The sequence below is a fragment of the Enterobacter sp. Taxon_2 genome (genome assembly GCF_058355295.1).
This window is the reverse complement of sequence record NZ_CM178024.1, coordinates 548,908-571,709: the sequence shown is the minus strand read 5'-3', so window position 1 is coordinate 571,709 and position 22,802 is coordinate 548,908. Positions and strand designations below refer to the sequence as shown.

Annotated in this window: 19 protein-coding genes, 1 tRNA gene and 1 pseudogene; 8 read left to right on the top strand and 13 right to left on the bottom strand. The window is 50.5% G+C overall.

Annotated elements, in window-relative coordinates:
* Positions 1–2: 2 nt before the first annotated feature.
* A complete protein-coding gene (locus AC4IC4_RS02615; protein ID WP_368982285.1) occupies positions 3–824 on the top strand; it encodes an alpha/beta fold hydrolase in 822 nt (273 codons plus the stop codon).
* A 41-nt stretch (positions 825–865) separates the two neighbouring features.
* Here AC4IC4_RS02615 and AC4IC4_RS02610 read toward each other — a convergent pair whose 3' ends face one another.
* Positions 866–2,260 (bottom strand): MFS transporter, encoded by a 1,395-nt coding sequence (locus AC4IC4_RS02610; protein ID WP_491472103.1) that lies wholly within the window; start codon positions 2,258–2,260, stop codon positions 866–868.
* A 50-nt stretch (positions 2,261–2,310) separates the two neighbouring features.
* Entirely contained in the window at positions 2,311–3,399 is a 1,089-nt protein-coding gene (locus AC4IC4_RS02605) for a cellulase family glycosylhydrolase (RefSeq protein WP_491472102.1), read from the bottom strand.
* A gap of 185 nt (positions 3,400–3,584) precedes the next feature.
* On the opposite strand from AC4IC4_RS02605, the gene AC4IC4_RS02600 reads away from it, so the two are divergent.
* Positions 3,585–4,592, top strand: coding sequence for a LacI family DNA-binding transcriptional regulator (locus tag AC4IC4_RS02600; protein WP_491472101.1), 1,008 nt, complete (start codon positions 3,585–3,587; stop codon positions 4,590–4,592).
* Here the strand turns inward: AC4IC4_RS02600 and fosA are convergent.
* Complete coding sequence (fosA, locus tag AC4IC4_RS02595; protein WP_491472100.1) at positions 4,578–5,003, bottom strand: FosA/FosA2 family fosfomycin resistance glutathione transferase; 426 nt, start codon at positions 5,001–5,003, stop codon at positions 4,578–4,580. The two genes, AC4IC4_RS02600 and fosA, sit on opposite strands and share 15 nt — an antisense overlap.
* A gap of 199 nt (positions 5,004–5,202) precedes the next feature.
* On the opposite strand from fosA, the gene trpS reads away from it, so the two are divergent.
* Positions 5,203–6,207, top strand: a complete 1,005-nt coding sequence (gene trpS / locus AC4IC4_RS02590; RefSeq protein ID WP_491472099.1) for a tryptophan--tRNA ligase — start codon at positions 5,203–5,205, stop codon at positions 6,205–6,207.
* A 570-nt stretch (positions 6,208–6,777) separates the two neighbouring features.
* Here the strand turns inward: trpS and AC4IC4_RS02585 are convergent.
* The 3 genes from AC4IC4_RS02585 to AC4IC4_RS02575 are packed head-to-tail and all read right to left on the bottom strand — an operon-like array spanning position 6,778 to position 8,078.
* A complete protein-coding gene (locus AC4IC4_RS02585) occupies positions 6,778–7,275 on the bottom strand; it encodes an Hcp family type VI secretion system effector (RefSeq protein WP_491472098.1) in 498 nt (165 codons plus the stop codon).
* Positions 7,276–7,293: 18 nt separating this feature from the next.
* Positions 7,294–7,626 carry a DUF1493 family protein gene (locus AC4IC4_RS02580; RefSeq protein WP_491472097.1) on the bottom strand — a complete coding sequence of 111 codons (333 nt, stop codon included), beginning with the start codon at positions 7,624–7,626 and terminating at the stop codon, positions 7,294–7,296.
* Positions 7,620–8,078, bottom strand: a complete 459-nt coding sequence (locus tag AC4IC4_RS02575; RefSeq protein WP_025912045.1) for an STM2901 family protein — start codon at positions 8,076–8,078, stop codon at positions 7,620–7,622. The genes AC4IC4_RS02580 and AC4IC4_RS02575 overlap by 7 nt, the downstream gene beginning before the upstream one ends.
* Before the next feature lie 527 nt (positions 8,079–8,605).
* Here AC4IC4_RS02575 and guaD point away from each other — a divergent pair.
* Both guaD and AC4IC4_RS02565 read left to right on the top strand, forming a co-directional pair.
* Positions 8,606–9,985 (top strand): guanine deaminase, encoded by a 1,380-nt coding sequence (guaD, locus tag AC4IC4_RS02570; protein WP_491472096.1) that lies wholly within the window; start codon positions 8,606–8,608, stop codon positions 9,983–9,985.
* Between the two features lie 341 nt (positions 9,986–10,326).
* Positions 10,327–11,091, top strand: coding sequence for a LecA/PA-IL family lectin (locus tag AC4IC4_RS02565; RefSeq protein ID WP_491472095.1), 765 nt, complete (start codon positions 10,327–10,329; stop codon positions 11,089–11,091).
* A gap of 42 nt (positions 11,092–11,133) precedes the next feature.
* On the opposite strand, the gene AC4IC4_RS02560 is transcribed toward AC4IC4_RS02565, so the two are convergent.
* On the bottom strand, positions 11,134–11,589 hold the full coding sequence (locus AC4IC4_RS02560) for a SymE family type I addiction module toxin (protein WP_491472094.1): 456 nt from the start codon (positions 11,587–11,589) through the stop codon (positions 11,134–11,136).
* A gap of 301 nt (positions 11,590–11,890) precedes the next feature.
* On the opposite strand from AC4IC4_RS02560, the gene AC4IC4_RS02555 reads away from it, so the two are divergent.
* Positions 11,891–12,760: a phosphorothioated DNA-binding restriction endonuclease gene (locus tag AC4IC4_RS02555; RefSeq protein ID WP_491472093.1), complete on the top strand. Its 870-nt coding sequence runs from the start codon at positions 11,891–11,893 to the stop codon at positions 12,758–12,760.
* A 449-nt stretch (positions 12,761–13,209) separates the two neighbouring features.
* Here AC4IC4_RS02555 and AC4IC4_RS02550 read toward each other — a convergent pair whose 3' ends face one another.
* The 3 genes and pseudogenes from AC4IC4_RS02550 to AC4IC4_RS02540 all read right to left on the bottom strand — a co-directional run.
* Positions 13,210–15,423 (bottom strand): UvrD-helicase domain-containing protein, encoded by a 2,214-nt coding sequence (locus AC4IC4_RS02550; protein ID WP_491472092.1) that lies wholly within the window; start codon positions 15,421–15,423, stop codon positions 13,210–13,212.
* Complete coding sequence (locus tag AC4IC4_RS02545) at positions 15,420–16,289, bottom strand: hypothetical protein (protein WP_491472091.1); 870 nt, start codon at positions 16,287–16,289, stop codon at positions 15,420–15,422. The genes AC4IC4_RS02550 and AC4IC4_RS02545 overlap by 4 nt, the downstream gene beginning before the upstream one ends.
* 209 nt (positions 16,290–16,498) lie before the next feature.
* Positions 16,499–17,529, bottom strand: a pseudogene (locus AC4IC4_RS02540) (IS3 family transposase); the annotation flags it as partial.
* 449 nt (positions 17,530–17,978) lie between these two features.
* Here AC4IC4_RS02540 and AC4IC4_RS02535 point away from each other — a divergent pair.
* Positions 17,979–19,118, top strand: a complete 1,140-nt coding sequence (locus AC4IC4_RS02535; RefSeq protein WP_491472090.1) for a DNA cytosine methyltransferase — start codon at positions 17,979–17,981, stop codon at positions 19,116–19,118.
* Between the two features lie 2 nt (positions 19,119–19,120).
* Positions 19,121–20,881, top strand: a complete 1,761-nt coding sequence (locus AC4IC4_RS02530) for an ATP-binding protein (protein ID WP_491472089.1) — start codon at positions 19,121–19,123, stop codon at positions 20,879–20,881.
* Positions 20,882–21,098: 217 nt separating this feature from the next.
* On the opposite strand, the gene AC4IC4_RS02525 is transcribed toward AC4IC4_RS02530, so the two are convergent.
* The 3 genes from AC4IC4_RS02525 to miaE all read right to left on the bottom strand — a co-directional run bounded on the left by AC4IC4_RS02525 (position 21,099) and on the right by miaE (position 22,800).
* Positions 21,099–21,183: transfer RNA gene (locus AC4IC4_RS02525), tRNA-Leu, on the bottom strand.
* 105 nt (positions 21,184–21,288) lie between these two features.
* Positions 21,289–22,011, bottom strand: a complete 723-nt coding sequence (locus AC4IC4_RS02520) for a topoisomerase II (protein WP_491472088.1) — start codon at positions 22,009–22,011, stop codon at positions 21,289–21,291.
* Between the two features lie 30 nt (positions 22,012–22,041).
* Positions 22,042–22,800, bottom strand: a complete 759-nt coding sequence (miaE, locus tag AC4IC4_RS02515; RefSeq protein ID WP_491472087.1) for a tRNA isopentenyl-2-thiomethyl-A-37 hydroxylase MiaE — start codon at positions 22,798–22,800, stop codon at positions 22,042–22,044.
* Positions 22,801–22,802: the final 2 nt, after the last annotated feature.

The window sequence follows — 22,802 nt, the reverse complement described above, 5'->3', positions numbered from 1 at the left end:
CTATGGCAACGTTTAAGGCAAAAGACGGCACGCAGATTTACTACAAAGAAGGCGGCGCGGGCAAACCGGTTCTCTTCAGCCACGGCTGGCCGCTGGACGGCGACATGTGGGACAGCCAGCTGAACTATCTGGCCGAGCGCGGCTTCCGCGCTATCGCCTTTGACCGTCGCGGGTTTGGCCGCTCGGATCAGCCGTGGAACGGCTACGACTACGACACCTTTGCGTCCGACATTAACGACCTGATCACCACCCTGGACCTGCGCGACGTGACGCTGGTGGGCTTCTCCATGGGCGGCGGCGACGTGACCCGCTACATCAACAACTACGGCAGCGCGCGCGTGGCCGGTCTGGCGCTGCTGGGCGCGGTCACGCCAATCTTTGGTAAATCCGACACCTTCCCGCAGGGTGTGGATCAGAGCGTGTTCGACGGCATTCGCGACGGACTACGTAAAGATCGCGCCCAGTTCATCAGCGACTTCGCCACCCCGTTCTACGGCACCAACGCCGGACAGACCGTTTCCGCCGGTGCCCTGACGCAGACGCTGAACATCGCCCTGCTGGCCTCCCTGAAGGGTACCATCGACTGCGTGACCGCCTTCGGCGAAACCGACTTCCGCCCGGATATGGCGAAAATCGACGTGCCGACGCTGGTGATCCACGGCAGCAACGACCAGATCGTGCCGTTTGAAAGCACCGGCAAGCTGGCGGCAGAGATGATCAAAAACGCCACGCTGAAGGTGTACGACAACGCGCCGCACGGCTTCGCGCTGACCCACCAGGACCAGCTCAACGAAGATCTGCTGGCGTTTGTGAAGTCGCTGTAAGTCTTAAAAAGCGAAGCCTGATGGCGCTTCGCTTATCAGGCCTACAAGGGCTGGTCCTGTAGGCCGGGTAAGGCGCAGCCACCACCCGGCGCTTTCGCAGACGCGTTGCGCTCCGCCAGCAGCCGACAAATCTCCGCGTGCTTCTCCTCGGTAAAGGTAAAGCGCGACATAAAGCCCATGCGGATCAGCGAGCCTATCGCCGGCAGCAGGCAAATCCCGAAGAACAGCCCCGACAGCACGCTCTCACTCTGAATTTGCGCCTGCGGCACGTAGCCGATCATCGTCAGAAACACGCCGATAAGCCCGCCGCCCACCGCTACCGACATCTTGCCGGTGAAGGTCTGTCCGGAGAAGGTGATCGCCGCGCAGCGCTTGTGAGTGTGGTACTCCGCGTACTCGATGGTGTCGGCAATCATCGACGAGGTGAGGATGTTGGTCATCATTACGAACAGCGTGCTCAGTCCGAGCAGAATAAACAGCACCGTCACCTGCTGATAGCCAACAAACCACATCACCACGCGCACCGCCACGTCCAGCCCGCAGAGGATCATAAACAGCTTCCGCTTCTGCATCCGGCGCGTCAGCATCGGGGCGACCAGGCACAGCACCGCCGCGACAATCCCCATCACGCCAATCGCCATCTGCAGGCTGCCATCGCCCAGATTGTTGATAAAGAAGTAGATATAGAGACCGCCCGCCACGTTGTGGAACACGCAGAAAAAGAACGACAGCAGGACGATAAACAGCGGCTTGTTCTGGCGCAGGTTGTGGAAGGTGTCGCGGATGGTCACCTTTTCCGGGCTCGGCGGCACGCGCTCTTTGATCTGCATAAAGCCGTTGAGCATCAGCGGCAGGCCCACCAGCATCATCACCAGCGCCGCCATAAAGTAGCCTTTATCGTTGCTGTACTGGGCGAAGTAGGCCGCCAGCTTCGGGAAGAAGATGTTGGCGCAGGCAATCCCGGCGTTCACCCCGAGCATCGCCGCCGTCACCGCGCGGGTGCGCTGCCCGGAGTCGTTGGTCATCACCGACGACATCGACCAGAACGGGATATCGGAGATGGCGTACAGCGTCCCCCACAGGATATACGTCACCCCGGCGTAGAGGATTTTGGTGGTCATGTCCGCTTCGATTTTATAGAACGACAGCAGCGTGACGCCGGTGATCAGCAGCGGGGCGATCAGCAAAAAGTGGCGAAACTTGCCGAACCGGCTGTTAATGGTGTCCATGATGCTGGCAAACAGCGGATCGTGAACCGCGTCCCACGCGCGGGCAATCAGGAAGATGGTGCTCGCCGCCAGTGCCGAGATCCCCAGCACGTCGGTGTAAAAATAGTTAATAAACGAACCCACTAAACCAAAGCTAAAACACTGACCTAAACCATAACCAAAATAAGACCACAACTCGCGAGACGGTATTTTCATTGTCGTTGCCATTGTTATATGCCTGCCTGGTTGCCCGGCGGTGGTCCGCCGGGTCGATATTATTAGCCCTGAACTTTCGGGGCGATCTTGCGCAGCTGCTGCATCAGGGCGATTTCACGGCGCGAGAACGGAATGCCGTTCTCCTCAAACACGTCGTGGAACCAGAGACGGCAGTAGTCCGTGGACTCCTTCATCACCACCGGCCACGGCAGCCACGTCTGGGTTTTGCCACGCACCAGCCCCCACTGGTATGGCGCGACCTTCGCCGCGTACATCAGCGGAAGCTGCTCTTCGATGGTGCTGCCCACGTGGCGCGCCAGCCATTCGGTGCAGAACAGCGGGCGACCAAGCTGTTGCAGCTGCTGGATAATCGCCGTCATGCTCCCGGTGTGGGTGTAGGCGTGGAAGCTCACTACGTCCGAGAGCGCCAGCGCGGTCTGGTCCAGCGGATGCTGGAAGAACGTCTCGCCCTCCTCTTCCGGCGGCAGGCGCCACGCGCAGACGGTGAGCGGCTGGGTCGGGTCCTCCTCACGCACCCACCGGAACGCGAGCTTCATCAGCGCGTGGGCGCAGGTCTCCAGCTTCGCGTCGTACTGCACCTCCTGCGTGCCGGTCGCGAAAATGCCGCGGTTGCCCGGCTCGTTGTAGAGATCCCACAGCAGCACGCGCTTATCCTCGCGGAACTGGCGGACAACGTCGCGGATATAGCGCTCAATGTCTGCCCAGCAGTCCGGATCGCACACCTTGCCGCGCCCCGGGCTCGCCGCCGCCTGGCTATTGTGCTTGCCCGGTACCGGCGGCTTTTGCGGGCCGAGGTACGGCTCGTCGCCAGAGAAGCCGCAGTCGTCCATAAGGGTCAGCATGGTGCTGAAGCCGCGGCCGTCGGCAATCGTCAAAAACTGGTCGATGCGCGCCATCAGCCCGTCGCGGTCGTGCTCCCAGACGATAAACGGCAGGTTGATGCGCAGGGTGTTGTAGCCCGCCTCCGCCGCCCAGCCCAGCTCGCGCTCGATGGTAGCGGCATCAAAGGTCTCTGCCTGCCAGATATCGGTCCAGTTCACCGCCGTCGACGGCAGGTAGTTAAACCCGCACAGCCAGCCTTTTTGCTGATACCACGCCTGTGCCTGCTCCCTGCTCCACTGCTCTTTCATTACGCGTCCTCTTACTGATAATATTTAGCTAATAAATATTAGTTGCAGGATAAATGCGCAATTTCCCGCACGAAGAAAAGCGATGCCCCTCACAAAGTTCGCGCTTCGATGAATGAGAAACGTGATCGACGGCGCGTAAGCGTGCGGTTAGGGTATGATGCGAATTCGCGAAAGGGAGAGGACGGATGAAGCGAAAAACGAAAGTGACGATGAACGATATTGCGCGGGCGGCGGGCGTGTCGCAGGCGACGGTATCGCTGGTGCTTAACCAGTCCCGCAACATCAAGCTCAGCGACGACACCCGCCAGCGGGTGATTGGCGTTGCTACCGAGCTCGGCTACGACCGCCTCCCCGCCGTTCACGCCCCGCGCAACCAGGAGGAGATCGCCCTGCTGGTCAGCTCCATGCAGAGCTTCGACCCGTTTATCGACGCCATCAGCCAGGCGCGGGAAGCGGCGTGGCGCAATGAAACGTTGCTCACCGTCTACGACTACGGCGACGACATCGAGCTGGCGCTGAACATCATCCGCCAGCTGGAGAAGCGCAACTGCATCGGGATTGTCCTCGCCTCCCCGGTCACCACGCTGGTGGACATGACGGCGTTCCAGGACTGCACCCGCATCCCACTGGTGCTGCTTAACCAGCGCGACCCCGGCTCGCCGCTGCTGCCGTCGTTTATCCCGGACGACTACGCCAATGCCTTCCAGGTGACGAAACACCTCATCGCCTGCGGGGCCACGCGCATCGCCCACATTACCGGCGAGAGCTGGATGGAGGCCTCCCGCCAGCGTCTGGCGGGCTACCAGGCCGCGCTACAGCAGGCCGGACTCGCGTGCGACGACGACCTGGTGCGCCAGACCAACTGGCAGTTCAGCGAGTCCTTTACCGCCACCACCTCCCTGCTGGAACTGGCCGAGCGCCCGGACGCCATCTTCTGCGCCAGCGACTGGCTGGCGATTGGCTGCTATCAGGCGCTGGCGGTGAACGGCGTGCGCATCCCGCAGGACATGCTGCTGGCGGGCTACGACGACCAGAAGATTTCCGAGCAGCTCACCCCGCCGCTGACCAGTATCCAGTTGCCCTACAGCGAGCTGGGACGGCTGGCGGTGGAGTACCTGTGCAATCAGGAAGATGCCGCCACGCACGTGACGCTTGCGGGCAGGCTGAAGGTGCGTGCCTCAAGCCTCGTCTGAGGTGAACACCATGCCCGCATAGGGCTTCTCGCGGCACGCCGCCAGCCGCGCGGCGAGGCTGCCCACGTGCAGCTCCAGCTTGTGCCCGTCCGGGTCGAGAAAATAGAACGACGCCCCCTCGCTTTTGTTCTGCTTCCAGACGGTGACGCCCGCCTGCTCCAGCCTGTGCGAGAACGGTTCAAAATCCGCTTCCGCCACGGTAAACGCGTAGTGGGTGTAGTCGCTCTCCTGCGGCGGCACGTACCGGCGCGCCTCGTCGTACGACAGGCAGACCCATAGATCGCCGCAGGTGAGATAGGCCCCGGTATTCCAGCGGGCGTGCAGCGCAAGCCCCAGCAGCTCGTGCCAGAAGGTAACGCTTTTTTGCAGGTCGCTGACCGCGAGGGTCAGATGGTTGAGAGATTTCAGCATGACGTGCCCTTTTGTTTTTCGCGCCGGACGTGGTACGGTAAAAGCATGAACATAAACCACGCCGTGCTCACCGTAAACCGCTGGTGGCTGCCTTCTTAAAGGCGGCACGGAGTAGTTTTCCCCATTTTCAGATAGCCGCCGAAAGGCGGCTTTCTCACATCTAAGACCCCTTTCGGCATTACAACGTTAAGGAGTCTTTATGAACACGCAAACCATCCTCACCGGCGACCGCCCAACCGGCCCGCTGCACCTCGGCCACTTCGTCGGATCGCTGCGCCAGCGCGTGGCGCTGCAGCAGACGCACAACCAGTTTGTGCTGATTGCCGACCTGCAGGGGCTGACCGACAACGGCAGCAACCCGCAAAAAATCCGCGACAACATCCCCGAAGTGCTGGCCGACTACCTCGCCGCGGGCATCGACCCGAACCTGACCACTATCTGCCTGCAGTCCGCCCTGCCCGCCCTCGCCGAGCTGACGATGCTGTACATGAACATCGTCACCGTTGCCCGCGTGGAGCGTAACCCGACGGTGAAAAACGAGATTGCGCAGAAGGGCTTTGCCCGCTCGCTGCCGGTCGGGTTTATGGCCTACCCCATCAGCCAGGCGGCGGACATCACCGCGTTCAAGGCCGAGTGCGTGCCCGTCGGCGACGACCAGCTGCCGATGATTGAGCAGACTAACGAGATTGTGCACAAGATGAACAGCCTGCTGCCCGCCCCGGTGCTGCGCCACTGCAAGGCGATGCTGAGCGACACCAGCCGCCTGCCCGGCATCGACGGCAGCGCCAAGATGTCGAAATCGCTCGGCAACACGCTGCACCTTTCGGCCAGCGAAGAGACCATTCACCGTGCGGTGAGCGCCATGTACACCGACCCGAACCACCTGAAGGTGAGCGACCCGGGGCAGATTGAGGGGAATGTGGTGTTTACGTACCTCGACGCGTTTCATCCGGACAAGGAGAAAGTGGCAGCGATGAAGGCGCACTATCAGGCGGGCGGGCTTGGGGACCGGGCGTGCAAGAACGAGCTGGAGGGGTGTTTGCAGGAGCTGATTGCGCCGATGCGGGAGCGGAGGGCGATGTATATGCGTGACAGGGGCGAGCTGATGGCGATGCTGAAGCGCGGGACTGAACGGGCGCAGGGGGTGACGCAGGGAACGTTGAGGGAGGTGAAGGTGGGGCTGGGGGTGCCGGTGTTTAGTTAAAGTCGATTTAGCGGTGGAATGCGGGGATTAGCATGAAGCCGCTAACTTGATTATTGCGGAAATAAGCGAGGCGCAAAAACTCTTAAATACATTATTAGCCATTGTTGTTTGTCATTCTGTTAAGAGCGCTATATTCATAGACTCTTTATTTTTTAACCGTCTCGGCAAATGCTATGGGCAAGTTTATTATTTACATGCTAAATATATTATTCTGTGGTTATGTACTGGCTACATGCCTCATTTCTTTGGTTAGTTTTGATAACTGGGAGGACCGTACAATCGCAATAACAATCATATTAGGAAGTGCACAACTTATTGCGACATTATTTAATCGGGCACTGCCTCATAAGTTACATATTTTAGGGGGGATAGCTGAACTGATAGAAGGTCCGCTAATAGTTATTGGCGCAATTGTGTGTCTGGATGTGTTTGAACCCTGGCCTATGAAGATTATTGGAATGTTCGCGTGGGTTATTTTTATGATGTTTCGGCCATCATTTACGAAAAGGAATAAAGAATGATATTCCCTGCTCGCACAACCGAAACGCTGGCGGGCAAGTTCAACATAGATCAAGCAGCGGAACCCGATGCTGGACGTTCGTTCCACGCGTCGTGCGCTAACAAGTTACCGTCCTTGTACAAATGGGTAATCTTCTCATAATTAAACGCCACTTCCTCCATATGCCCCGTCCCCGGACAGCCTCGGGTGTCGTACATTACTGGACTCACAGAAATGACCTTAACGTTCTCGAGCGTGATTCGGTAATACTCCTCCTCTTGCCCGGAATAGTTAATATGGTAAAACCTGAATTCTGCCGTTTTAAGGGTCTGACCCGTTGCTGCCGCTTTGAACAGATAGGGCGAAGAGCTATCCAATTCCTTGGTAAACTGAAACGGCGAATGTTGGCGAGTGCCAGTGACCTTTCCCGTTGCCGAGTCGGTTGGCAGGCTGAGGTTATGTTGTAATCCTCTTAGTTCAATACTTCCTTCCCTTTGTGCAACGTCACAAGAACCACAAATCATTGTGCCGCCGTCATTGGTTAAAAAGAGATGTACAGGTACGGCCATTCTATTGCTCCTTGCGTTTTAGTCGTATAACCATTTGCCCGTTTTTGCGGATTCGATAAGCATTCCAATAGTGAAATCTGGAACCATCACCACCGGGAATTTTTTGAATGGATTCCATGAAAAAGGCTCATCAGGGTAGTAGGTGTTTATGTTAAAATTCCCTCTATCAACATCAAATTCTTTAAAAAACTCTTCCATTAAATCTTCTGCTTCAGTGACATCAAGCTGCATGTCAGTATCCAAATCAGTTTTAGCATTCAGTAATTTTTGCTTCGCTTCGTTATTCATCAGATAAACGCCGTTATAGCGTCTGGCTAAGGCGTAGATGCGCTGCTCAATATCCTCTACCATAGTTTGTCGCTGCCCCGTGCGATTCGATTATAATCACGTATTGCAGCATAGGTGATTAGTGATACATCAGCGACTAATATCACCATACCAACTAATGGAATCGTTCTTCCGATAAACGTACTGATTTGTGAAACCATCCTACAGCGTACAGTCCATGGCGTATAGCCGCCAATCCATGTCGGGAGCCTGATGCCATACGGGAACTTAGCTTGTTTGAAATAGCGCCTCATGGCTTTCGAGGCTCGGGACGTTCCTTCCTTCGCTCCCGCGGGTTTCTTTCTGGTCTTCTGATTATTGGCTCCGCTGTATAACGCAGCAATTCCAGCGACGTCGTCAATACCAAAATGATCGGCAATTGATTCGCAGTAAATCATAAAGAAAAGGCCGCCAGCGGTAAGATTTGTTCTGCCAGCATAAAAATACGTTCCATTTAGTTCTTCAGTTGTGTCCATTCTTCCTCCGAGGATTGCTCCAGGAATAGATAATAAAATCTGATAAAAATTTATTTTGAGAGACACGGCTTATTTTTCATAAAAAATCAAACATTCATCTGAAAAAAACTATTCGCAGTTATTATTCACAATCATTATATGAAATACTGCAAAAAAAAGAACTGTGGTGCCGGGTGCCTCCCGGTGAGCAAAGCCCGCATAATGACGTTAACCCATAAATTATGCCCCACCGCACAGGGGGATTCACCACAATAAAAAGTATAAGAAAAAGAGCGCAAGAAAAAAGAGGTTCAAAGAGTGGATAACACGTCGGTTATTTAACTACTTTGCCAAATAAGCCCCAGCAACTTCCGCTTATCATTACAGCGTCCCTTTATTATCCCCGCAGATACAGAAACAAATGCCGCCTTATTAACCCATCAATAAGTTGATGTATTTTGATTTTATGCCAGGCTTTTTGAGCGAATAATAATGCATGACTTTGGAGTAATTTCCCTTTCAGCGTGATGATGAATAAGGACGACGATATGAACACCCTACACGCATTTCCCTGGCAGCAGGTTGTCAGCGCTCAAGGCTACACGGCGGAATCAAAAGACCGTGTGACCCATTTTAGCGACACGCTGTTCTGCATCGATGGTAGCGGCACCATTGTCGATATTATACAGGGTGACGATGGCGCGTTCAGGCCCGTGCGAGACGCAGCCCGCAAGGCAGGCAAGCTTACCGAACTCTCTTCAGACCAGTACCTGCTGCCGGGCCTGATCGATCTCCATGTTCATGCCCCTCAGTGGCCGCAGATGGGTAAGGCTCTCGACAAGCCTCTGGAAGAGTGGCTGAATGACTATACGTTCCCGCTGGAGGCAAAATACGCCGACATCGCCTTTGCCCGCCGCAACTACACGGAACTGGTCAATGCACTGCTGGCGAACGGCACCACCACCGCCGTCTACTTCGCCACCCTGCACACGGAAAGCAGCGTGGAGCTGGCCCGTATCTGTCTGGCGCAGGGCCAGCGGGCATTAGTTGGCCGGGTGGCGATGGACGATCCCTCCCAGTGCCCTGACTACTATCGGGATGAAAGCGCGGCGACGGCTCTCGCCGAAACCCGGGCATTTATTCACGCGGTTGCACAGCTCCCCGGCAATACGGCAAAACGCGTGCTCCCGGTTATCACCCCACGGTTTATTCCGTCCTGTACGGATGCGCTTCTGGAAGGCCTGGGCAAGCTTGCCACTGAAACAGGCTGCCATGTGCAGACCCACTGTTCGGAAAGCGACTGGGAACACGCTTACGTTAAACAGCGTTTAGGTAAAACGGATACCACGGCGCTGCGGGATTTTGGCCTGCTGACCAGAAAGACCGTACTCGCGCATTCAAACCATATCGAAGATGATGATGCTGACCTGATTAAGGAAACTGGGGCGGGCGTCGCGCACTGCCCTCTGTCCAACTTCTACTTTGCCAATGCGGTCTTCCCCCTGCGCGTTATGCTGGACCGCGGGCTTAACGTCGGCTTAGGCACCGATATTGCGGGCGGCCACAGCCCTTCGGTATTTGATGCCTGCCGCCATGCCATGACCGCCAGTAAAGCCCTGAATGATGGCGTTGATGCCCGTATCGCCGCGGAACAGCGCGGCAGACCTGGCTCGGCAGTCAACTTCCGGGAAGCGTTCTGGCTGGCGACCGGGGGTGCGGGAGAGGTGCTTGACCTGCGTGTGGGCAAGCTGGCAGTCGGCTACCAGTTCGATGCCATTGTGATCGATACCCGGGCCGCCGGAAGCGACATTTATATCGATACGGCTGAGGACTCACCGGAAGACCGGTTGCAGAAAATTATCTATAACGCCAGACGCAATAATATCAGCCGCATCTGGGTGGACGGCAAAGCCGTCAATATTCAGTAGCACGCCTGCACAATAATTCCCCCCTGAGAAAACGCCTATATTTTCTCAGGGGAATTAAATTACTTTATATAACCCTCTCTTTTCATTCAAAACCGTTTTTTGCTAAAGCGAATTAACTAAGATTTATCTTAAAAGACAAATACTCAAACCCAGGCATGACCTGTTTTTAGCAAAATAACATCCATCACTTCGTGATTTTTATATTTGCCGCCACCGACAACCAATTCTACGCTGTCTACGTCACACGGTCTCGTACCGTTGATATCAGATAACTATTATCACGCCGGGAATAATTAAGCCCTGCTGAAATACATAACCTGACATCCGAAGGGAGATAGAACATGTCTACAAAAAGCTCATGGTCTGGCGCCATTGATTCAACAAAAGAACAAGGTATCAATACCGGTCTGAAGGTCAACAAAGGCGATAAGATCACCATTATCGCTACGGGTCTGATCAAATATGGCAAGGAAGAGCACGCATGGGCTTATCCGGGCGGCAATATCGGTAAAGGCGGACAAAAAAAGGATATTGCCATCCTCAAGGCGCGTTTTAACGAATCTGGCAAAAGCTATGATATCGGTACCGGCGTATATCAACTGGCTGCACCGGAAAGCGGCGAGCTGAGATTATTCATTAGCGATTCATCCCACAGTGATAATACCGGTTCATTCCAGGCGGATGTTTATCTTGGGAGTGATGAAGAACTCGCGACACAAGCCCCCGTTCAGTGGAAAGGCCACATTCCTGCAACCAGCAGTGAATGGGTGAAAACCGGGATCACCGTCCGCCAGGGCGATAGCATTCTGCTGGTTGCCGCGGGTCAGGCTCAGTATGACAGCCGCGGACGCACCTTCGGACCGGATGGCGACAGCCAGCATCCTTCCGCTAAGACGCCTGACCCGTCGTTTGTTCTGCCGGGCGCCATTGCAGGCACGCTGTTGATTAAAATTGGCGATCAGATTTATTCCGTCGGTTCAGGCGGCAAGCCGCTGAAAGCCCAGACGGAGGGAGAAATCGCCTTTATTTTTAACGATACCAACAAGGCATCGGAATACGCCAATAACACGGGCGGTTATGACGTGAATTTGATCGTGACGCGCTAAAGTGATGCAGGGTGAAAATCATTTTCACCCTGCTGTCTATGTTCAGGCATTGCGTTTAATGATCGGTATATCGCCGGTATCATTCAACGCCCCCGGAAACGTTTTTAACCACTGCGCGACTTTTTGCTTATTTATATTCACCACACTCATCCCTTCCAGGCATCCCCATAATTCTCTTGTATGCTGTGGCGTAATCACAATGCAGTCTTTCATGGCGCGGATTTTTACCGGCATGCCGTTGATAAAGCCTGCACGGGCTAACCAGTCGCCGCCCAGAAGAAGATATTTCATGTCGATACGTGCATAGAGTTCGCAGCAGGCGGCGCTGTCCTGCGGCGTTTCCGCGCGGGGATGGATGGGCGCCGCGTTGGTCTGGTTGCCGTGAAGACGGCGGGCGCTGTTTTTGCGTACCAGCTCGCGGTTTTCAATCATGCCGGTGAAAGCGTCTGATTCTGTTTTGCAAACAGTAAACTCTGGCTTAAAATTCGTCGCAGCCATTTTCAACTCCTTCATAGTTGTTTGTGGTTAGCGGTATGGGGGTGTTGCAGCACCTTCATATCGCGAATTCTTCGTTTAAATTTCTTTGATACTTCCTTTAGCCGTTTGGCGTAAATTCTGGTGCTCATTATACAGGGCTGAATATAAATACAGCGGTTTGGTGCGGGGTAAATTTGAAATTTGCGAGGGGGATTCAGGAAATAGTGTTGTGTGCAGTAAGGTCATGTTTTTGTTGATTGTGGGTTGATTGGTCTGGGTTTTGCGAGCATCATCGCAATTATTTACCTTCTTCCGTAACGCGATGGCTTCCAGCAAAACTCTCGAACAGGCGATTGCCGACATCACCATCTGGCGCAAAGGCGAACAGCGTGCGCCGCATAAGCCCTTATTGCTTCTGTACGTGCTGGCGCACTATCAGCAGGGGCATGCGCGACTGTTTGATTATGGAACCGAGGTCCACGAGCAGTTGCTTAGCCTGTTAGAACGCTTTGGCCCACAGCGGAAGGCGCATTATCCCAATATGCCCTTCTGGCGGCTCAAAGGGGACGGTTTTTGGGATCTGAAGAATACTGAGTTTTGTTCGACCACTGGCAGTAAGCAGCCGCCCGTTAAAGAACTTGTGGAACATAACGTCGCAGGCGGGTTTGATGAAGAACACTTTGCGCTGCTGAATAAGAACAAAAACCTGATAGGCTCGCTGGCTCAGCAGATCCTTGAAGCGCATTTTCCCGAAAGCATTCAGGAAGAGATCGCGGATGAGATGGGTTTTGATATCCAGCAGATTCGTAAGGTTCGCGATCCGCTGTTCCGCCAGCAGGTGCTGCGAGCTTATAACTATGAGTGTGCAATCTGCGGGTTTAACATGCGACATGATAACGCCTCTGTTGGACTTGAAGCCGCGCATATCAAGTGGAAGCAGTTTGGCGGACCGTGCGAGATCACGAACGGACTGGCACTATGTGCGATTCATCATAAGGCATTTGATAAGGGGTCAATTGGACTGGATGAGAGTATGCGGGTGCTCGTGTCTGAGGCGGTGAATGGGAATGGGATTGTTGGGCGGTTGTTCTGGGATTTTGCCGGGAAGCAGATTACGTTGCCGATGGTCAAAGGAAATTATCCAAGGGAGGGGTTTGTGGAATGGCATCGGAGGGAGGTGTTTAGAGGATGAGTGCGAAAGCCGGACTCGAATTGCACACCTAACAAGCTGATATCAACATTGCAAGTGGGTATAAAGCCATACCAGTAGAACACCGATATGGCCTTTAGGGCCTTAAGCAGTTATATCTCCCGTAGTTAAAATTTCATTTAAAATAACTGCCAAAACAAGATTCTCAATAACAAATTACATTAGTACCATCCTATAGGCTCGCAAGATTGAGTAGCATAGTGTCGCTGTTCCTAACCTTTTAACATTCCCATCTCACACTGTTTCACGAAGGAATTATCGTCATTGTTAGATAAGGAAATGCATCCAAGTGGTAGAATCTCTGGAGATTTGAGCAATAACTCACCATTTTCAGTACAATCACGAGCAATTCAATCATTTCAAGCAATGACTTCGCCGAATCTTACTGAAAAGACAAAATCAGTAAACTGGCTGTTTTTCCGAAACCTAGTTCACATGATTTTTCGCAAAGTCTTATTGGCTAATGGCACATCAAGCAATTGGCAAGGCCCACCTTGTTCTTTTGAGCTGGCAAGCATAACCCTGTGAGCAGCTCGGCTAGCTCCGAGGTAAACTCGAGAAACATAGCGTCTACGTGCGCCCATGCCCTGATCTTCATTATAATCCGCACTATTAGCATGGATCAGGATCACTGTGTGAAACTGCAGCCCTGCAACAAATTCAGGCATACTAAAGACACATTTACCCTTAGCATATCTTAGTTCTTTGAGGTCATCTCGCGTGGTAATCGGCACGCACTTGTCACGAACACGTGCAGCAATCCGAATTTTATCGAACAATGCTTCATTCAAACAAAGTACAGCTACTTGACTACCACCACCATCGATCTCACGAGCCATACGGACAGCCTGCATGAATACAGTATCGACTAATTTGATGTCGGACTCATGGACAGTTAAAGTCGGAACATCACCATCGTTCTGTTGCGAATCACCTATGTAAGTTGCGTATTCTCCCTCAAGGTCCATCGCAGGAAAAGAAGCATCAAGATCGCTCAGGAAAGCAGTGATCTGGGGGGTCGATCTATAAACTTGTTTGAGTTCTGTTAGAACAGATTCGCCAACCCCTGGATTGCGAAACTTTTCCATTCCGCCGCTTATAGCGACATCATTAGTGCTCTGTTTAATATCATAGGCCATTAGTAATGGCCAACGTCCATTGACCTGTGCTCTATTTTTAAACAAATTGTGAAGCAGCATAGCTTCAGCGCGGGTAAAATAGTGATATTCATCTACAAACACCAAATCAAAGCCATCGCGATCCCGTAGCGCCCCCCACTCGTGAGTGCCAAGGTAACGGTCAAAGTCTGCAACCATTTGATCCATGCTCAGCATCTTCTGAGCCCGCAGCTGCGCCCTATAGATGTCGTGGATTTCTAAGACTACACGACGGTGTGCTTCGGTTGGAAGAACCATTTGCCAAGGCTCTCTAGAGCCACGCGTAGCATAACGATTAGCCTCATGTGTGTCTTTTTTAATAGCTTCCAAATCTAGCACACAAGCAAACTCATTCATAAGTTCGTCAATAAGTGTGGAATCCTCGCCTTGGTTCTGGAGGCGTTTCTGAAAATCAGGGCACTTTGGAAAAAGATCTAATACGATACGAGGATCCTTTAAGGATTGTTCGATGGCCTGTTCAATGAGCATTCGTTGGTATTCGCGCCCATCACGGCCATCGAGTGACAAAGGCATTAAACCCTTTTTCTCGTAACCTAGTTTTTCTTGCGCCAGTTCGTAGATAGTGCCGATCCATAGCCTCGGCTGCCCAGAAGATGTTTTTAGAGTAGCCCAGCGTTCCGTAGGATCCAAGGCCTGAAGCATGCCCCGCACAACCGTATGTGCCAATGCCGAACTGTGAGTCAAGAATGCAAAGGTTTTATCGTCGTCAGTATTGCTATACAGGTCTCGTAAGCACTTAATCACCATTGATTGCGTTTTTCCTGTTCCGGCTGCGCCACGAAGCCTTGCGGGCCGATCATGTAAACGATCAACAAATTCAATTTGCTCACGGTTAAGACGATGCTCATACCATTCCTGTAACGACCCTTCACTTGCCAATCGGACCCCTAAAGATTCAGTCAGCAAAACACCAAAGTTACCAACATTTGGGATGGTCGGGGGCTCTGCTAAGAGAGCATCACAGAGCCCATTCATCGCATGTTGATAAAGGGTATTGTCCTCTGGGACTCGATGTGATTCTTCCGGGGTTGGAGTGATAGCAAAAGCAAAGAGATTACCAGAGCCATCAGGTGATTGGTCAAAGTAGATACGTTGCTTACCATCTCGGGTTGCTTGTGCATAAATCGAGAGCAGAGAACCAGCATGAAAAGGCTGCCACAGGACAGGAATCGCAATATTGCGGTCAAAGTGCCGTAATGCCACTCGGATGATCCGCTCAAAGGTGATAGACGATTTAACAACCTCAGCTTCTTGGGCGAACACAGCAGTGTTGATTACCAGATAGTTATCATCTATGTCTGCATTCTTAGAAAGTAGATAGACTACGTTATCCAACTCCACACGACGCAGACCGTCAGTATTTTGAGGCACTTCAAATTTCTGCAGCCAAGCATCTTCGATGAATGCTCGATCTAGAATGCTAATAGCCTTAGGATCAATGACAAGAGCGGTGATAGTCGTTTTCATTCTCGTGCCTCCATTTCTTTTTGTTTGAAGAATTCTTCAACCATAAGTTCCGTGGCTGTTTCACAGGCAGATTCGAAAGTTGTAGGCATACCGATGCGGGAGAACAAGAATGCCAATTTTTGAGTGATTGAAAAACGAATACTGTCGTTGAGTCTTCCTAAGCGGTGGAAAGCATCAGGTCGATCATCTATCCGCGCATTCTGTTCACTGAAATAAAGTTCATTTGCCAAGATAGTTCCCATTGAACGTAGCATCACTACAAAACCAATCCCCGCCTGTTGGGGTAATTCCGGTAGTACAAAATAGTCTTGGAAGCCACCACTGTCCTTGAACGCATTTAGCACAAATTCTTGCTGTCTGGACTCATTGATATTGAAGAATGTCCAAGCTTCTTTTAATCGAGTTAATGCGCTTTGTTTTTCGTCAACACATACCGTCAGCTCTAGCCCCTTTAATTCACATAATTGCTTATTATCTGGGGCTGGCACTTGCCCAACAACACTCGCCAAAATTTCTTCAGCAGTTTTGTTTTGCAACCAATGTACTAGAGAATCATGCGTCAAAGCTACTAGGTCAGGATTCTGTTTTCGAATCTGCGCGTTAAGATAATCATAGACAGCTCGTGAACGTTTCTCAGAAAGCTTACGTAATTGCTCACGAGCCCAAGGGCCTTCGACATAAGCGGCCATTGGTAAGATTTCCAGCCAAGTATAGCGTTCGCTAGCTTTCCTTTGCGCAATATCGCAATCAGCAGTGATCACTACGCCCAGTTTCTCAACTTCACCAGTCTTTGAATTTAACTTACGGATGATATCGCCTTGGCGTATCTCTTCTGTTTCTTCGATCTGCGTAAAAAAACCCGTCATGAATTCAATCTCTGAATAAATACTTCAATTCCAATGTAGCCTCAGAATATCATAGCGCGCCTAGTTTGCCCCATAGCAATCTAGGCACACTGTGATCGATACTACATTGTTTAACATACTCATTTTAAAACACTCAAAATAACCATTGCATCAGCAAGTGACATTATCCTATAAGTAGGTTGACCAGCCCCCAAGATGAGATACAGCCTTCAGTTAGTAATGTCGGTTTGTTTTTCTTCATCTCTTTTTTAGCCGATCCGTTGCAAATTCAGCTAGAGAATGGCAATCCATCGATGAATGTAGTCGGCACTCGTTTTAATCCTGCCGCCAATTTTTAATCGTTTTCCTTGTATGAACAATATCGCTGACCCGGTGCTCTTTCAGGGCTCCTATCGACATCATCCGTTAAAACTCTTAATAAATCTTGCCCGACTGGATAAGACGCAGCTCCAAGCCCTGCTCAAAGGTCTATCGTTCCAGAGTTCTGCAGGTGGATTCAAACCTCTGATCGGTTCTGATCGTCGCCAGATAACCACGAAACAACTCGATACCGTTCAGAATACTCGTGACCTGTACGCCGGAAATCCCGAATGTGGTGGTAACGTTCAGGCACTACTTCGTGAAATCATCTACGCAAGTCAGGAATTTGATCCAATGTCTAATGGCCAGCGCGTCCATAACGAAATTCATCGACTAGGTCTGATTCGGTGCATCCGGACTGAGAAGCGGAAACCGCTCGGTCACTAGCCCTTTACGGCGTCTTCTGCGTTTTACGTTCAATCCATTAATATGGTAAATGCGGTATACATACTTGTAATTGAGGGGAAGGCCTTCCCTTAACAGTTACTGCCAAATGCTCGAGTAACCAAACGTCTGCGTTCAAGCACCAGCTAAGTGATAAACTTTGATAAGGGTGCATCAGCAAATGGACAATGAGAGTCATAGTGGCAGATCGACAGGGACAAACCTGTAAACCTGCAGGCACGACATTGGGACAGATTGGTCACATCACACATCAACACTCCGCCTTCCCGCTTCTGGTCTGCCGTCAATACTTTCAACTAGGAGCCACATGAAGCGCCTCCTTAATCAACATGACTTCGGCAAACAGCTTCTTGAGTCGGGCATCCTCTTCTTCAGGCGCCTTAAGCCACTTCATCTCTGGGACTGTGATGCAGCCAAACGTCTTGCGTCAGGTGAAAAAAGTGGCGTATGAAATAACGTGCTTACAGCAGAGTTCGGGTGTTGTTTGAGGCTAACCATAAGCCTCACTAGTACTCATGTAAGTTCTCAGATGAGCATGCAAAACATGCTCAATTTATCTCAGCCTGGTTAAGAGTCAGAGATTTATAGCAACCACTCTTGGGACTGAGATAAAAACATGGAATAATTATGATCAAGGCCATTGCCCCCCGATGCCTGTGAATGAAGTGATATGGTTCCCGTTTTTCACGTTCAATATTTTCTAGCTGTAAATCAAGAACTGCTTAGAAATTGTCCGTCAGAACGTATGTATCGGTTGAGAAGTTCAAGAGTATCGGGTAAAAAAAGACATATTTACGCTATGCTTGGAGCACAAGGCGTAGCAAGTCAGTAGAAAGATGTTTTTTATCAAAAAGATAGAACGCGATCACCATAATGGACATTTTGTGATAATTGGTTTACTGGCAAATTTATAGAGTGATTTTGATGATGAATGGTAAGCCAACGATAGTTGATCTTTTTTGTGGATGTGGTGGTTTTGGACTTGGGGCGGAACTGGCTGGGTTTAGGACCCTTGCAGCTATAGACATAGATGAGACATTACAATCTGCTTATAAATTAAACTTTCCTAATGCAAATGTCGTAAAAGCCGACCTATCTAAATTAGGTGAAAGCGATTGGAAATCGATTCTTAAAAATATTGACAGCATTGATGGGATCATTGGCGGACCACCATGTCAAGGTTACAGCCGAATGGGCGCAGGAGACGTCAATGATAACAGACGCCTCCTTATCATGGACTTTGTAAGACATGTAAATATTCTTTCCCCTAAGTTTTTCGTTATGGAGAATGTTGAGGGGCTATTGGATGCTAAAAATATTGAACAATTACAAAAAGCCATATCGTCAGTGGATAAAAAGTACACAGTTCTAGAACCATTAGTTATAGATGCCTCATTATATGGTGCCCCGACGAAAAGAAAGCGAGTCATCGTAATTGGCTTTGATGGTAAAAAGATAAGTGGAATAACTAAAGAGATATTCTTTTCCTTGAATAACGTCGTTACTGTTCGTGACGCTATTTCCGATATACCAGAACCTATTCAACAGTCTAAAAACCCCGAAGATTTTGGATGGGCACCATATAAAGTTGTTGAACATTTGTCAGAATACGCAAAATTTATGAGAACAGAACCTCCGGAAGGACTTGGTAATCCGGAAGCAATACGTCGTTTGCGCGAAAATGAAGTTTCTGGAAACTTCATTACGGTTCATTCTGAAAATATTCGAAACAGGTATGCATCTATCGAGCCAGGCAAAGCAGATCCTATTAGTAAATCAAAGAAACTTTGTTGGGATGGTTTATGCCCAACATTAAGAGCTGGCACTGGTGCTGATAAAGGGAGTCATCAGGCCGTTCGTCCACTACATCCCGATTCTGGTCGAGTAATTACAGTTCGGGAAGCTGCACGTTTGCAGGGTTTTCCTGACTGGTTTTGTTTTCATCCTACAAAATGGCACAGCTTTAGAATGATAGGTAACAGCGTTTCACCCATCGTTTCAAAGGCGATTTTGTCAAAGATATTTATTGCGATACAACAGGATTTAATTAAGCTAAGGGCATAATTATGGTTGATATAAATAGCAGTATTCGGAAAGTCGAAATCAATTCAGGTGTTAGTCCTGATTTTATAGAAAAAACATTGACTCAGGATATTACGACCTTAGAGGCCTTGTATGACTTAGTCGATAATGCTATTGATGCAGCAAGAAATCATATTATGGAAGGTGATTTCAATAAAGATGCCTCAGGATTACCAGCGAGCTATGCAGGATATAAAGTACATATAAGGATTGACAAAGATAGCGTTAGAATCATTGATAATTGTTTAGGCATTGATGAGGAAACATTAACTAATACTGCTTTATATACAGCGGCCAATTCAAATCATTCTTATGGCATTGGTTATTATGGCCTTGGCTTGAAAAGAGCATTATTAAAGATGGGTAGTACATACTCGATTGCAGTCGATAATGGACTATCTATATTTAAATGCCAATTTGGTAGCGAACATATCGGTGGCAATAAAAACAAGAAAATTTATGCTAATGAATATCCTACTCTCAATCGTTTGAAATCATTATTTTCTGTCAGTAGACTCAAGGATGAGATAAAAAACGACCTTCATAATTCATCATGGTTTGAAAATGCAGTGCTTGGTTTTTCTCTAAGATACAGCATATATCTCTCAAAAGGATTTGAAATTATAATTCACAATGTAACAACTCGTTCCTTTGAAAGGATAAAAGGAACAGTTCCTACATTAAGACAAAACGCCCTTCTTCTTCCTCAGCGAGAAATTATCAACATTCATGGAGTAGAAATTTCGATCGAATCGGGAATTCATGGAGATTATACTTTCCCAAAAGAAAAAAATTATTCTTTATCTCTTAACCGAAAACTAACAGATCAATTTGGCATTTATTTTGTTTGCAATGATCGTATTATTGTGGCTGCCAGCACGGCAAAAGAACATGGTTGGGATGCAAAATGGCACTCCGAATACAATGGATTTGTATGTTGGGTACGCTTTATATCTAAAGAACCAAATAAGTTACCATGGAATACCTCAAAAACAGCTCTCCGTGTTGATAGTAGCTTATTTCTCACGGTTAGGGATCGCCTAAAACCTATAGCGGATCGATATAGAGCAGAAATCAAAAGCAGATATCCAAGTAAGACCTCTCCAAAAGCTGGTACTTCACCTATGGGAGTAGGAGCTCCGCCTCAAGGACAAACTAAAACTCCTGTTTCTGCCGCCCCTACCCCAGTAACAGCGCTACCAACTCCAGGTTCGACTGCCCCCAAGGTTAAGAAACCAAAGTTACGCCCTTCAGAGCCTCTTCATCGTGATAGAGATATTTTGGTTGACTGGAACTTGTGTTCTGTTTCAGTGCCTAAGTATAGAGAAAAGGAATATGGAATATTTTTTGAGTTATGTAAGTTAAACTCAAAAGATGTACCTATAACATGTGCTGCAATGTTACGTGTTTTTTTGGAAACAACCGTAAAGCAAACATCTATCTCTCTCAATATCAAATGGGAAAACCTGAGCAAAAATACCTTATCTGTCGCAAAAAAACTTTGTGAAGAGGGATATTTGGAAAATATCATTAAAGACCTGATTGGTAAATATGCGACCACAGACGGTGGTATTCTTTCGATAAATAACATTCAGTCATTAGTTCATTCCGTTAAATTCTACCCCAGTCAACCACTAGTGAATACATATTGGTCAGAACTTGAACCTTTTTTATCTGCTTGCTGGAAATATATTAGCGAGGAAGATCTTAAAAAGGAAAATGCTAATACTTCTGTTCAAGGATAAAATAACAACATTGTTTAATCATCCAGTTTAATTTCTGTAATATGATTTGTTACTGTCATTTCAAATACACACACCGCGTAAATATACGCGGTTCTTCCTTCCTACTCTAATGTATTTCATCGATGTAGATTGAATTAGATTGACTTGAAATCCTTGTGCGATACAGATTTTAGACACAAAAAAAAGCCGCCCTTAAGCGACTTTGATTTGCATCTTTTGGTGCCGAAGGCCGGACTCGAACCGGCACGTATTTCTACGGTTGATTTTGAATCAACTGCGTCTACCGATTTCGCCACTTCGGCACTGAAGGGGATGCGGAAACGTTGTGGATTATACCTGTCGCGCGCCGCCATGCAAGCGACGACGCGCTAAACCCGCGCTAAGTGCCCAAAAAACCAGCGCTACCGTCACTCCAGCTCAGACACCGCCAGCCGTATCACCCTCGCCGCCTTCTGCTCCGGCAGCGCCAGCACCTTGGCCCACATCTCCTGCACCATATCGCAGGAGAGCTTCTCTTTGCCCGCCGCCTTCTCCGGCATCTGCAGCAGCTGGATGTCCTCGCCGTACTTATCGGCAAGTGCCTTCATTATCGGTCGCACATCCTCGACAGCCGCCTCGCGTTCGGCCGGGGTCACGGTGTGGCGGTTTTTGCCGTAAGCCGCGCGCATCATGTCGGCATCGGCCTGCATGCGCCGCGTCATCAGGTCTTTATCCAGCATGCGCATCGGGTTCACGCCGCCCTTCACCATCGGGTAGAGGAAGCGGAAGCAGGCGTCGTCGCTCACCTTCTGGATGGCGGCGGTCTGCTCCATGTTGATAGTCATGTAGTTCACCACGTTGGCGTCCGGGGCGTTTTGCAGGCGCGACATCTGCAGATGCAGGATCTGCGGCTGGATGGTGTCGATAATCTGCTGCTCCGGCTCGCCCGCCTTTTGCAGGGCGGACATCTGGTCGAGGATGCGCTGATGCAGCGCGGGTTCCTGCTCCTTAATCACCTGCCAGGCGGGCATCGCGTTGAGGGTGGTATCAATCTGGTGTTCGGGGGCACGCTGCCTGTCGAAAAACACCCAGAACGCCACGGCGGCGGCCGCAATGACGACAATCACAATACGGGTCCACGTTTTATTCATCTCGCATCCTTATCCTTGAGTTATGCCGGTTTACACCGGCACGCCGCTGTGGAAGCGAAACTCGGTGTCCGGTGTCGAGATAAGTGTGGCTTCAATTTCGCCAAAAAGCTGTATGCGCAGTGAGATATCGTCGTCGCTCACCTGCCGGGCAAGCGTCAGGTAGTCCTGATAATGGCGCGCTTCCGAGCGCAGCAGCGAGAGATAGAACTTCTGCAGGTCGTCGTCGAGGAACGGGGCCAGCGCGGCGAAGCGTTCGCAGGAGCGGGCTTCGATGTACGCGCCGCAGATGAGCTTGTCGATCAGCGTCAGCGGTTCGTGGGTGCGCACTTCCTTCAGCATCCCTTTGGCATAGCGGCTGGCGGTGATTTTGACGTACGGAATGTCGCGGGCCAGCATCGCCTCGCGCACCTGCCAGAAGTGGTGCAGCTCCTCTTTAATCAGCAGCACCATGCTGTCGATGAGCGCCTGGCCCCACGGGTCGTCGGTTTTGGGCATTACGCTTTTGCCAATCTGCCTGTGCAGGGCGATGAAGTCCGGCTCCGGGCCGTCGCGGAAGGTGAACTGTTCGTAGGGTTTGAGCCAGTCGAGCAGCGCGTCGGCACCGCTTTCGTCGGCGACGTATTTACGCACCAGCAGCAGCGCGGTCTGGGCGGCCTTGAGCTCGCACACCATGTGGTCGGTGAGCAGCAGCGGCAGGTTTGCCGGGTCGCGGGCTTTATCAATCCATGCTTGCGGGGTCGGGCACTGGAGGAAGTTGAGTACGGGGGCGAGTATCTGCGGGTAATCCATGG